This window comes from Pseudomonas petroselini, from assembly GCF_045037875.1.
Classification (GTDB): domain Bacteria; phylum Pseudomonadota; class Gammaproteobacteria; order Pseudomonadales; family Pseudomonadaceae; genus Aquipseudomonas; species Aquipseudomonas petroselini.
The window spans coordinates 368,335-380,361 of record NZ_CP173614.1; the positions used below are offsets into that span (position 1 = coordinate 368,335).

The following is a 12,027-nucleotide window of genomic DNA, read 5'->3' on the forward strand; positions in this document are numbered from 1 at the left end:
ACTAGGACGCTAATGCCGCAGGAAGCAGCCATGTCGACGAATCACCATACCTCCCGTCTTTTCGCCGTCGCACTCATCGCTTTGTTGTTGGGTGCCGGTGGCTTTGGTTACTGGCGCTCCACCCAGGACCGCCTGCCGGAAGGCATCGGCATGGGCAATGGCCGCCTGGAATCCACCGAAGTGCAGATCGCCGCCAAGATCCCCGGACGCCTGGCCGAAGTGCGGGTTGACGAGGGCGACAAGGTGCTCAAGGGCCAATTGCTTGCACGCATGGACACGCGCACCCTCGAAGCCCAGCGCGCCCAAGCCGAAGCCGAAGTACTGCGCGCCAAGGAAAACGTCGCCGCCGCCGAAGCCAATGTGCAACTGCGCCAGAGCGAGCAACTGCTGGCCAACCAGGAACTCAAGCGCACCCAAGAGCTGTACAAGCGCGGCTTCGCCAGCAGCCAGCTGATCGACCAGCAGCAAGCGCGGCAAAACACCGACAATGCGGCAGTGATTGCCGCCCAAGCGCAGGTCAACTCGGGAAAGGCCGCCATCGGAGCCGCCCAGGCCCAGGTGGCTCAACTTACCAGCGAAATCGACGACAGCAGCCTGCGCGCGCCCATCGACGGCATTATCCAATTGCGCCTGGCCGAGCCAGGTGAGGTGCTGGGCGCGGGTGGGCGCGTACTGCTGTTGATTGATCCCAATGATCAATACATGAACCTCTACCTGCCCGCGTCCGTCACCGGTCGCCTGACCGTCGGCAGCGACGCGCGTATCCTGCTCGACGCCCTGCCCGGCCAGCCACTACCGGCCAAGATCAGTTTTGTCGCCGCCAAATCCCAGTTCACCCCCAAGGAAGTGGAAACCCGCGACGAGCGCCAAAAACTGGTCTTCCGCGTCAAACTGCGCCTCACCCAGCCCAGCGCCGTGCCCCAAGCCAAACCGGGCATGCCCGGCGCAGGTTATGTGCGCACGGCTGACACTGACTGGCCGGCCAACCTGCAATGACCACCCTGGCGCTGCAGGCCACGGGGATCAACCATCGCTACGGCAAGCAGCAGGCACTGGTCGACATCACGTTCAGCTTGCCGGCCGGTACGCGCTGCGGGTTGATCGGTCCGGATGGCGCGGGCAAGTCGAGCCTGCTGGGTTTGATCGCCGGGGTTAAAAAGCTTCAGGATGGCCAGTTGAACGTGCTGGGCGGCGCCATCGAAGACCGCCGTCACCGCAACAGCCTGTACCCACGCATTGCCTTTATGCCCCAGGGTTTGGGCGGCAACCTGTACCCCGAGCTGTCCATCCGCGAAAACATCCGATTCTTCGCCACGTTGTTCGGCCTGTCGAAAGCCGATTGCGACCAGCGCATGCACAACCTGCTGCTGGCCACCGACCTCGCACGCTTCGCCGACCGTCCGGCCGGCAAGCTGTCTGGCGGTATGAAGCAGAAGCTTGGCCTGTGTTGCGCGCTGATCCACGACCCCGACCTGTTGATCCTCGACGAGCCCACCACTGGCGTCGATCCGTTGTCACGTCGACGCTTCTGGGAATTGGTCGACAGTGTACGCAGCGAGCGGCCACAACTGACGCTGCTGGTGGCCACGGCATACATGGAGGAAGCCGAGCAGTTCGAGCATTGCCTGATGCTTGATCGCGGCAAGTTGATCGCCGACGGCCTGAGCAGTGAATTGGCTGGCGCAACATCCAGCGGCAAATTGGACGAGGCGTTCACCCACTTCCAGGGTGACAGCGCCCACGACAACCAACCGCTGGTAATTCCGCCGCGCGAAAGCGACAACACCGACATCGCCATCGAAGCCCACGACCTGACCCTGCGCTTCGGCGATTTCACTGCGGTCAACAACGTCAGCTTCGCCATCGGCCGAGGTGAAATATTCGGGTTCCTCGGCTCCAACGGCTGCGGCAAGACCACCACCATGAAAGTCCTCACCGGGCTGATGCCAGCCACTGAGGGCAGTGCGACGCTGCTGGGCAACCCGGTCAATGCCAAGGACCTGGCCACCCGCAAGCGCGTGGGGTTCATGTCGCAAAGCTTCTCGCTGTATGGCGAGCTCAGCGTGAGCCAGAACCTGGTGCTGCATGCGCAATTGTTCGACTTACCCACGGCTGATAGCGGTCCGCGCATTGACGAGCTGATCCAACGCTTCGATCTCATTGACGTCGCCGAGCAACCGTCCGGTGAACTGCCTCTCGGCCTGCGTCAGCGACTGTCATTGGCGGTGGCCGTATTGCATCGCCCGGAAGTGCTGATCCTCGATGAGCCCACCTCGGGCGTCGACCCGGCTGCGCGGGATGATTTCTGGCGGCTGCTGATCGAGCTATCCCGCGAACAAGGCGTGACCATCTTCCTGTCCACCCACTTCATGAACGAAGCCCAGCGCTGCGATCGCATCTCCCTGATGCATGCGGGCAAGGTGCTGGCCTGCGATACACCGGATGCGCTGCGACGGCAATTTCACGGTGACACGCTGGAAGCCGCGTTCGTCACCTGCCTGGAACAGGCCCAGGGCGAAGCCGAGCCCGCTGCAGCCACCGCAACCGTCAGCGCGACCAGCACACCGCCCGTGAGCAAGCGTGGATTCAGCCTGGCTCGCCTGTTGGCCGTGGCCAGCCGCGAAGGCAAGGAACTGCTGCGCGACAAAGTGCGCATGGCCTTCGCGCTGCTGGGAGCGATGTTCATGATGGTGATCTTCGGCTATGGCATTTCCCTGGACGTGGAAAACCTCGCGTTCGCCGTCTACGACCAGGACCAGACGCCGCAAAGCCGCGCCTACCTGGAAGCCTTTCGTAGCTCACGCTATTTCGCCGAGCAGTCGCCGATTCAGGATTCGACTGAACTGCACCGACGCCTGCAACGTTCGGAAATCAAACTCGCCCTGGAGATTCCGCCCGGTTTTGGCCGCGACCTGTACGCCGGTCGCCAGCCCACAGTGGCCGCGTGGCTCGATGGCGGCATGCCGTTTCGCGCGGAAACCAGCCGCAACTACGTCGAGGCCGTACACCAGGGCAACCTTGCGCAACTGGCCGAACTGAGCAGCCTGCCCCGCAACGACCTGACCGCCGCCAAGCTGGAGACGCGCTTTCGCTATAACCAGGACGTGGTCAGCGTGAACGCCATCGGCCCCGGAGTGATGGCGCTGATCCTGGCGTTTATCCCGGCGATGCTCACCGCCCTCGGCATCGTGCGCGAGAAGGAGCTGGGCTCGATCACCAACTTCTACGCCACGCCGCTGACCCGCCTGGAGTTCCTGCTTGGCAAACAGGCGCCCTACCTGGCCGTCAGCCTGGTCAACCTGGCGGTATTGGTGGCGATGAACCGCTGGTTGTTCGGCGTACCGTTCAAGGGTAGCGGCCTGACACTGGCGTTTGGCGGGTTGCTGTACGTGCTGGCGACCACCAGCATGGGCCTGCTGATTTCGGCGTTCACCCGTACGCAGATCGCGGCGATCCTGGGCACGATGATCATCACCAGCCTGCCGACGATCCAGTTCTCCGGGCTGATCGTGCCACGCTCGTCACTGGAAGGAGCGGCGGCATTGATGGGCATGCTGTTTCCGGCCGGGCACTTTCTGGATATCGCCGTGGGCACGTTCACCAAGGCCCTGGACCTGCGCCAGTTGTGGCCGCAATGCCTGGCGCTGTTCGGGTTTTTCGTCGGGTTTACCGGGCTGAGCCTGATCATGCTCAAGAAGCAGGAGGCCTGATGCACACGTTCGCACACATCCTGCGGCTGGGGATCAAGGAGCTGACCAGCCTGCGACACGACAGCGTGTTGTTGCTGTTTCTGTTCTACGCCTTCACCGTCGCCATCTATATGCCCGCCGCCGGCTCGGTGATCGGCGTGCACAACGCCAGCGTGGCGTTTGTGGACGAAGACCACAGCTCACTCTCACGCCAAATGGCCGAGGCGTTGCAGCCGCCCGAGTTCCAAGCGCCTGTGCCGTTACCCTATGACCAGTTGGACAAGGTCATGGACAGCGGCGAATACACCTTCGTGATCAATGTGCCAGCGAACTTCCAGGCCGACCTGTTGGCAGGGCGCCAGCCGGGCGTGCAGGTGAATGTGGATGCCACGGCGATGAGCCAGGCGTTCATGGGCGCGGGCTACATTGGGCGGATATTTCAACGCGAACTGCTGAGCAACAGCGGACAAGCCGATGCCGCCGGCCAGGCGCCCGCCTTGCTGACCACCCGCGCCCTGTTCAACACCAACTTGGAAGGTGGCTGGTTCCTGGCGGTGATCCAGATCGTCAACAACATCACCATCCTGGCTATCGTGCTGACCGGCACGGCGCTGCTGCGCGAACGCGAGCACGGCACCCTCGACCACCTGCTGGTACTGCCACTGACGGCGCTGGAAATCATGCTGGCGAAAATCTGGAGCAACATGCTCGTGGTGGTGCTGTGCACCTGGCTGTCGCTGGAAGTGGTGGTCAAAGGCCTGCTCGGCTTACCGCTGGCCGGGTCGCTGAGCTTGTTTCTGTTCGTGACGGCGCTGTACCTGTTTGCCAGCACCGCGCTGGGCATCTTCCTCGCCACCCTCGCCCGCTCGACGCCGCAGTTCGGCTTGCTGGCAATCCCGGTGATCATCCCAATGCTGCTGCTCTCAGGCGGCAGCACGCCGCTGGACAGCATGCCCGAGTGGCTGCAGTGGATAATGCAGGGCTCGCCGTCTACGCATTTTGTGAGTCTGAGCGCGGCGATTCTGTTTCGGGATGCGGGAGTGAGCGTGGTGTGGCCGGACTTGCTGGCGCTGGCGGGGATTGGGTTGGTGTTTTTTGCGGTGGCGTTGGCGCGGTTCAGGAAGAGCCTGGCGTCCTGAGGCGTCTGTACCGCCGTCATCGGGGGCAAGCCCCCTCCCACATTTGATCGCATTCCAACTGTGGGAGGGGGCTTGCCCCCGATAGTCGCGTAGCGACTTATTGGATGATCAAGTTGTTGAACAACAGGTCTTCCACCACCGGCTTGCCCGTCTCGTCGTTCATCACTTGCTGGGTTTGCTTCAACGCTTCCTGGCGCAGCTTTTCCTTGCCTTCAACGGTGCTCATGGCCTCGTTGGTCTGCTGGGTGAACAGTGCCACCAGCTGGTTGCGGATCAATGGATCGTTGGCTTTGACCAGTGCTGCCGCCTCGGTGCCGGTCACGCGCAGGGCGATGTCGGCCTTGAACACCTTGAGCTTCGCCGTGCCATCCAGGCCATAGTTACCCACGAACGGCGGGCTCAGGCTGATATAGCTGACTTTCGGCGCCTCGCCTTCTTTGGCCTCTTCGGCCTGGGCTGCCATCGGCAAGGTCAGGGCCAGCATCAATAGGATCCACGCTTTCACAGTTCATTCCTCACATTCGGTTGCCGGGTAGCATAACGCTAGCAAGGCAGAGCACAAGCTTATGGCGACTTATCAGGCCCGGGCATGCTCGTTGACCCAGGGGCATACCCTCCTACACTTATCGGCCACGACGCCAAAAGGAATAGTCCGATGAAAGCTGTGCTGTGCAAAGCCTTCGGCCCCGCCGAAACCCTGGTGCTGGAAGAGATCGCCAGCCCGGCGATCAAGAAGAACGAAATCCTGCTGGACGTGCATGCCGCCGGGGTCAACTTCCCGGACACCCTGATTATCGAGGGCAAGTACCAGTTCAAGCCGCCCTTCCCGTTCTCGCCGGGTGGCGAAGCGGCGGGCGTGGTCAGTGAAGTGGGCGAAAAAGTCAGCCACCTCAAAGTCGGTGACCGGGTCATGGCGCTGACCGGCTGGGGCAGCTTTGCCGAACAGGTCGCGGTGCCGGGCTATAACGTGCTGCCGATCCCGCCGAGCATGGACTTCAACACGGCCGCCGCGTTCAGCATGACCTACGGCACGTCCATGCACGCGCTGAAACAACGGGCCAACCTGCAACCCGGCGAAACCCTGTTGGTCCTGGGCGCCTCCGGAGGCGTGGGCCTGGCCGCCGTGGAAATCGGCAAGGCCATGGGCGCACGGGTGATCGCTGCCGCCAGCAGCGCCGACAAACTGGCGGTGGCGAAGGCCGCCGGCGCCGATGAGCTGGTCAACTACAGCGAAACCAGCCTGAAAGACGAGATCAAGCGCCTGACCGACGGCAACGGTGCCGATGTGATCTACGACCCGGTGGGAGGCGACCTGTTTGACCAAGCCATCCGCGCCATCGCCTGGAACGGCCGCTTGCTGGTGGTGGGTTTCGCCAGCGGGCGCATCCCGGAGCTGCCGGTGAACCTGGCGCTGCTCAAGGGGGCGGCGGTGGTGGGGGTGTTCTGGGGTTCATTTGCCCAGCGGCAGCCGCAGGACAATGCGGCGAATTTCCAGCAATTGTTCGGCTGGTACGCCGAGGGCAAGTTGAAGCCGTTGGTGTCGCAGGTGTATCCGCTGGAACAAGCCGCCCAGGCGATCAATGACCTGGGGCAGCGCAAGGCGGTGGGCAAGGTCGTGGTCCAAACGCGCTGAGCGATGTGAAATGCGCTCACAGGTGGAAGGGGGCTTGCTCCCGATTGCAGGGTGTCAGTCACTGAATCTGTCGACTGAGCCACCGCTATCGGGCGCAAGCCCCCTCCCACATTTGGGTCTCCATCATCCTGAAGAACTCAACCACGACCCACACTTATCTATTAGCGACATGTTCATAAGAGAACATGCAATTGCGCTCATTTCCTGTGTTTGCCACCAAGAGGCGATGCTATTTTCGGTAACGAAACTGTAACATTCGCATCCGCAGTCAAAACAAGAAATCTGGAGCCCTTGAATGTTTGCTTTCTTTCGTCCTGCCGCACATCAGGCGCCCCTGCCTGAAGAAAAAATAGACAGTACCTACCGACGCCTGCGCTGGCAGATCTTCGCCGGTATTTTCTTCGGTTACGCCGGGTACTACCTGCTGCGCAAAAACTTCTCCCTCGCCATGCCGTACCTGATCGACGAGGGTTACACCCGTGGCGAACTGGGCCTGGCGATGTCCGCCATCGCGATTGCCTACGGCCTGTCCAAATTCCTCATGGGCCTGGTGTCCGACCGCTCCAACCCGCGCTATTTCCTGCCCTTCGGCCTGCTGGTTTCAGCAGGGGTGATGTTCATTTTCGGTTTCGCACCTTGGGCGACGTCCAGCGTGACCATGATGTTCATTTTGCTGTTCATCAATGGCTGGGCCCAGGGCATGGGCTGGCCGCCGAGCGGACGCACCATGGTGCACTGGTGGTCGCAGAAAGAACGCGGTGGCGTGGTGTCGGTGTGGAACGTGGCGCATAACGTCGGCGGCGGCCTGATCGGCCCGCTGTTCCTGCTGGGCATGGCCTGGTTCAACGACTGGCATGCAGCGTTCTATGTACCGGCGACGGTGGCCTTGGCAGTGGCGGCGTTTGCCTTCATCACCATGCGCGACACGCCACAGTCGGTCGGCCTGCCGCCGATTGAGAAATACAAGAACGATTACCCGGAAGGCTACGACGCCAGCCACGAAGACGAATTCAGCGCCAAGGAAATTTTCGTCAAGTACGTGCTGCGCAATAAAATGCTGTGGTACATCGCCTTCGCCAACGTCTTCGTCTACCTGCTGCGCTACGGCGTACTGGATTGGGCACCGACCTACCTCAAGGAAGCCAAGCACTTCACGGTCGATAAATCATCCTGGGCGTACTTCTTCTACGAATGGGCGGGTATCCCAGGCACGCTGCTGTGCGGCTGGATGTCGGACAAGATCTTCCGTGGCAACCGTGGCCTGACCGGTATCGTGTTCATGGCGCTGGTGACCGTGGCGACCCTGGTGTACTGGCTCAACCCGCCGGGCAACCCGATGGTCGACATGATCGCGCTGGTGTCCATCGGCTTCCTGATCTACGGCCCGGTGATGTTGATCGGCCTGCAGGCGCTGGAACTGGCACCGAAGAAAGCCGCCGGCACCGCGGCAGGTTTCACCGGTCTGTTCGGTTACCTGGGCGGTTCGGTGGCGGCGAGCGCGGCCATGGGCTACACCGTGGACCATTTCGGCTGGGACGGTGGTTTTGTGCTGCTGATTGGCGCGTGCGTATTGGCGATCGCCTTCCTGATCCCCACGCTGTGGCACACCAACAGCGTCAGCTCGGCGCGTTAATCGCCTGAGCAATCCTTTGCACAACGCTTGAGCCGCGCCTCCAGGTTTTTATCTGGCATGGCGTGGCTACGCAGGGCGTTGACGGTCTGCTCGACATAATCGCGAGTGGTGCCGTAACGCCCGCAAGCGCTTTGCAACACATGGTTCAGCACGATGTCGGGCAGGTTGCCGGCGTAGCTGGGCAGGTGTCGCTCCAATACAAACCCGAGCGCCTGCACGGTACTGCCATCCTCAAGACGGCAACTGAGCCAGTGCGGCCGATAGGAGGGGTAAGGCATCTCGCGCTGCCACAGGGCGTAAAGCGAGGCCTCCAGCTGATCTTCCGGCAAGCGGTAAGCGAACCCACTGCAAGAGCCTCCACGGTCCAGACCAAACACCAGCCCCGGCAACTCCGGCGTGCCCCGATGCTCGTGAGACCACAGGTACAGGCCCCGGTGATAACCGTGAACCCGCGCCCGCACGCGCTCGGTCGACGAGCATTCAGGCCGCCAGATCAGCGAACCATACGCAAACAGCCAGACCGGCCCACCCTTATGCCGAGCCATGGTGGCTTGCATCGAGCTCATCAATTGTTCGTGAGTGAGTTGCGGCCCAAGATCGAGTCGCGGAGGGTAAGCCAATTGCAAAAGATCGGTTTCAATGGCGGTCATGGCAAATCGCTTAGGTCTCCTGTGCTCTTACCAGTTGTAGGCAACTTTACCGTAATAGAACGCGCCGCTGTAACCGTACGGCGAAAAAGTGCTATAGGCCAAATTGCCACCACTGCTGGCGAAGGCGTTGACCTTCTCCGGGTATTTATCAGTGACGTTGTCGCCGCCCAGGGTGAAGGTCCAGTTCTTCAGCGTGTAGTCTGCCGACAGGTCCAGCACCCAGGCCGCCTTGAAGGTCTGGTCATTGACCTTGTCTGCCTGGTAGCTGGTGAATTCACCATAGCGCACCAGGTTGCTGTGCAGCGCCCAACGGCCGAAGGTGAAGTCGTTACCCAGGCTCAGCTTGTGTTGTGGCGTGGTATCGCCGAGCAAACCGATACGCTCGCGACGGTCCACGCGCAACAGGTTCACACCCAGGCTGTCGAGAATCGCCGGGTTGGCTTTTACGTCGGTGACTTTGGTGTGGTTGTAGTTATAGCCCACGGTGCTGTTCCAGCGGATACCGTTATCGAACTGGTAGCGATAGTTGGCCACGAGGTCGACACCGTCGGTGCTGGTGTCGGTCGCGTTGGTGAAGTAGCGGGCGCTGGTGTAGTTGATGTTGCCCACGCCATTGGCTTGCAGGTAGGCAATCGCCGCCGGGTTGAGGTTCAAGTTTGACGACAGGCTGATGCGGTCGCGGATGTCGATACGGTACACATCGAGCGTCACGGTCAGGTCATCGGCAGGCTCCAGCACCAGGCCGAGGCTGTAGTTGCGCGACTTTTCAGCCTTGAGGTCTTCGGCGCCGAGCAAGCGAGCCACCTGGCTGTTGGCCGGGAAGGTGCCCGCTTCCTGGACGGTACTGCCGATCAGTTGCGATGAGGTGTAGGCAAAGTTCTGCTGGGCCAGGGACGGCGCGCGGAAACCATTGGAAATACTACCGCGCAAGGCCACCTGCGGGGTGAAGTCGTAGCGGGCCGACAGCGAGCCACTGACGTTGGAACCGAAGTCGCTGTAGTCCTCATGGCGCACGGCGGCGGAGGCGCTGAGTTTTTCGGTGAAATTGGTTTCCAGGTCCAGGTACTGCGCCCAGTTATGCCGCGTGCTCGTACCGGCGTCGGCATTACGGAAACCGCCCAGGCCGGAGCTGCCGGTCTGGAAGTAGGACGCCGGCTCACCCGCTTCGATCTCGTAACCCTGGTGCAGGTATTCGCCACCAAAGGCCACGGAGACCGGGTAAGGCAGGAAGCCCACGTCGAACTCACGCGACAGGTCCAGGCTGATCTGCTTCTGATCGTTGCTCAGGGTGCCGTTGTTGAACTTGCGCGGCGTGGCCAGGCCCAGGGACGTGTTGATGGTTTCGGTGCCCAGCTCGTACTGGTTCTTGCCGTAGTTGGCCGACAGGTCGTAATGCCAGTCGTAGGCCAATAGCCCACGCAGGCCCACCACCAGCGAGGTGTCTTCCAGGTTGCCCTTGATCAGCGGCAGGTAGCCGTTGGGGTTGAGTGCCGCGATGTTGTTGGAGGCGTTGCTCGCCCGGTAAAACGCTGCCGTCTCGCCGCGCCGTTTGCTGTAGCCACCGAAGCTGTAGAACTCGGCGGCATCGTTGAAGGCATATTCCGAGTTGAACTGGAATTTGCCTTCATCGGTGGCCGGCTCGCCCTGGCGGAACACGCGCTGGCCGTAGGTGGTGGAACCGATGCTGGCTGGGCGGTAATCATTGCCGGCGCGGTTGGTGTAATCGTTATCGGCGCCTTCGGCCGACAGGTTGATAAAGCCGTTGTCGCCCAGCGCCAGGCCGGTATTGCCGCTGACATTACGCTGGATACCGTCGCCCTTCTTGTACTCGCCGAACTTGGTGGAGATCGAGCCGCCCTGGTCGGCGTGCTTGAGGATCACGTTGATCACCCCGGCAATCGCATCGGAGCCATAGCGGGCGGACGCGCCGTCGCGCAGCACTTCGATATGGTCCACCGCCGACAGCGGGATCGCGTTCAAGTCCGCCGGTGCAGAGCCACGGCCCACCGCCCCACCCAGGTTAACGAAGGCGCTGGTGTGGCGACGTTTGCCATTGACCAGCACCAGCACCTGATCCGGCGACAGGCCGCGCAATTGCGCAGGGCGCACCAGTTCGGCGCCGTCCACCAGGCTTGGGCGTGGGAAATTGATCGACGGAATCAGCCGCGCCAACACCGCGCCCAACTCATCGGAACCCGTGCTGCGCAAGGTATCGCCGGAAATCACATCGATCGGTGACAGCGAAGCACTGGCCGTACGCTCCTGGGCGCGGGTACCGGTGACGATCACAGTGTCGAGCTTGGGTGTATCGGTGGCGGACGTTTCGGCCGCAAAGACGGGATTGAAACCCACAGCGGTCAGCAAATTGGCCGACAAAATCGCCGTGTACAGCGCGTGTTGCTTGTAGCTCCCCATACCGCTCCCCTTGAATCAAAAACCAGAACGTCGTGCTCTGAGTTCGTACGATCGATCCGGCTGGCGGGCGGTGGCGGTCAGTGATTGGTTGTTGTGAGTGTTCGGTAGTCCGTTGATATATAGCCTAATGATATTTATGAAACAAATTAAATACCTTTAAAGAATAAGCGAATGCATAAGCAAACCCGCCCATTCATCAGGATTGAGCGCGCCAATCTCGCTACTTTCAGCCCCGGTTCAGCCTGGGAACGTGCCAAACCCTCAAAATAACGCACACATCACGACCCACCTAGCCGCCCAATAATCGACTACCGAGGTCGCACCCATGAAGAAATTCCGACTGCCTGGCCTGTTGCTGCTGGCCCAGGCCACCACCGCACTGGCGGGCGAAACATCCGCTACCGAGGACGACAAAGGCTTCTGGTATGCACAGACCAGCGTCTACACGCGGCACTTCGCGCCCGACCCAGACCACAACAACAACCAGGATCTGATCGGCCTGGAGCGCAACGAAGCATCCGGTTTTGTGTACGGCGGGGCGACGTTCCGCAACTCGTTCCGCCAACGCTCGTACTACGCCTATGCGGGCAAGCGCTATGACATGGCCGACTATCCGGTGTATTTGAAACTGACAGGCGGGGCGATCCAAGGTTATCGCGGCAAGTACCGCGACAAGATCCCGTTGAATCGTTTTGGCGTGGCGCCGGTGATCATTCCGTCCGTGGGCACGCATTACGGGCCGGTGGCGGCGGAGTTGGTGTTACTGGGGTTCAATGCGGCGATGGTGACGACCGGCGTACGATTTTGACTCTGTGGTGAGCAGGCTTGCCCTGCGTTGGGCTGCGAAGCAGCCCCACACCAGACGACT

At 61.5% G+C, this 12,027-nt stretch carries 9 protein-coding genes; 6 read left to right on the plus strand and 3 right to left on the minus strand.

Annotated elements, in window-relative coordinates; all coding sequences use genetic code 11:
• Positions 1-30 precede the first annotated feature (30 nt).
• Genes ACI512_RS01840 through ACI512_RS01850 form a run of 3 tightly spaced genes read left to right on the plus strand, consistent with a single transcriptional unit; the run spans position 31 to position 4,828 of the window.
• Positions 31-996, plus strand: a complete 966-nt coding sequence (locus ACI512_RS01840; protein WP_236378191.1) for an HlyD family secretion protein — start codon at positions 31-33, stop codon at positions 994-996.
• Positions 993-3,710, plus strand: a complete 2,718-nt coding sequence (gene rbbA, locus ACI512_RS01845) for a ribosome-associated ATPase/putative transporter RbbA (RefSeq protein ID WP_236378189.1) — start codon at positions 993-995, stop codon at positions 3,708-3,710. Before ACI512_RS01840 ends, rbbA begins: the two co-directional genes overlap by 4 nt.
• Positions 3,710-4,828 (plus strand): ABC transporter permease, encoded by a 1,119-nt coding sequence (locus ACI512_RS01850; protein ID WP_236378186.1) that lies wholly within the window; start codon positions 3,710-3,712, stop codon positions 4,826-4,828. The genes rbbA and ACI512_RS01850 overlap by 1 nt, the downstream gene beginning before the upstream one ends.
• A 97-nt stretch (positions 4,829-4,925) precedes the next feature.
• Here the strand turns inward: ACI512_RS01850 and ACI512_RS01855 are convergent, their stop codons facing one another.
• On the minus strand, positions 4,926-5,333 hold the full coding sequence (locus ACI512_RS01855) for a flagellar basal body-associated protein FliL (RefSeq protein ID WP_015886451.1): 408 nt from the start codon (positions 5,331-5,333) through the stop codon (positions 4,926-4,928).
• 150 nt (positions 5,334-5,483) lie between these two features.
• Between ACI512_RS01855 and ACI512_RS01860 the strand changes: the two genes are divergently transcribed.
• Both ACI512_RS01860 and glpT read left to right on the plus strand, forming a co-directional pair.
• A complete protein-coding gene (locus ACI512_RS01860) occupies positions 5,484-6,461 on the plus strand; it encodes an NADPH:quinone oxidoreductase family protein (protein WP_064054381.1) in 978 nt (325 codons plus the stop codon).
• A 295-nt stretch (positions 6,462-6,756) separates the two neighbouring features.
• Positions 6,757-8,094: a glycerol-3-phosphate transporter gene (glpT, locus tag ACI512_RS01865; RefSeq protein WP_015886453.1), complete on the plus strand. Its 1,338-nt coding sequence runs from the start codon at positions 6,757-6,759 to the stop codon at positions 8,092-8,094.
• On the opposite strand, the gene ACI512_RS01870 is transcribed toward glpT, so the two are convergent.
• Positions 8,091-8,744: a gamma-glutamylcyclotransferase gene (locus tag ACI512_RS01870; RefSeq protein WP_015886454.1), complete on the minus strand. Its 654-nt coding sequence runs from the start codon at positions 8,742-8,744 to the stop codon at positions 8,091-8,093. The two genes, glpT and ACI512_RS01870, sit on opposite strands and share 4 nt — an antisense overlap.
• A 27-nt stretch (positions 8,745-8,771) precedes the next feature.
• Complete coding sequence (locus tag ACI512_RS01875; protein WP_236378184.1) at positions 8,772-11,159, minus strand: TonB-dependent siderophore receptor; 2,388 nt, start codon at positions 11,157-11,159, stop codon at positions 8,772-8,774.
• Between the two features lie 325 nt (positions 11,160-11,484).
• Here ACI512_RS01875 and ACI512_RS01880 point away from each other — a divergent pair, with 325 nt between their 5' ends.
• Positions 11,485-11,967 carry a hypothetical protein gene (locus ACI512_RS01880; protein WP_064054383.1) on the plus strand — a complete coding sequence of 161 codons (483 nt, stop codon included), beginning with the start codon at positions 11,485-11,487 and terminating at the stop codon, positions 11,965-11,967.
• The last annotated feature ends 60 nt before the right edge of the window (positions 11,968-12,027 follow it).

Coding starts and splice junctions, on each gene's coding strand:
- ACI512_RS01840 (WP_236378191.1), top strand. CDS start 31: ATGTCGACGAATCACCATACCTCCCGTCTTTTCGCCGTCGCACTCATC.
- rbbA (WP_236378189.1), top strand. CDS start 993: ATGACCACCCTGGCGCTGCAGGCCACGGGGATCAACCATCGCTACGGC.
- ACI512_RS01850 (WP_236378186.1), top strand. CDS start 3,710: ATGCACACGTTCGCACACATCCTGCGGCTGGGGATCAAGGAGCTGACC.
- ACI512_RS01860 (WP_064054381.1), top strand. CDS start 5,484: ATGAAAGCTGTGCTGTGCAAAGCCTTCGGCCCCGCCGAAACCCTGGTG.
- glpT (WP_015886453.1), top strand. CDS start 6,757: ATGTTTGCTTTCTTTCGTCCTGCCGCACATCAGGCGCCCCTGCCTGAA.
- ACI512_RS01870 (WP_015886454.1), bottom strand. CDS start 8,744: ATGACCGCCATTGAAACCGATCTTTTGCAATTGGCTTACCCTCCGCGA.
- ACI512_RS01875 (WP_236378184.1), bottom strand. CDS start 11,159: ATGGGGAGCTACAAGCAACACGCGCTGTACACGGCGATTTTGTCGGCC.
- ACI512_RS01880 (WP_064054383.1), top strand. CDS start 11,485: ATGAAGAAATTCCGACTGCCTGGCCTGTTGCTGCTGGCCCAGGCCACC.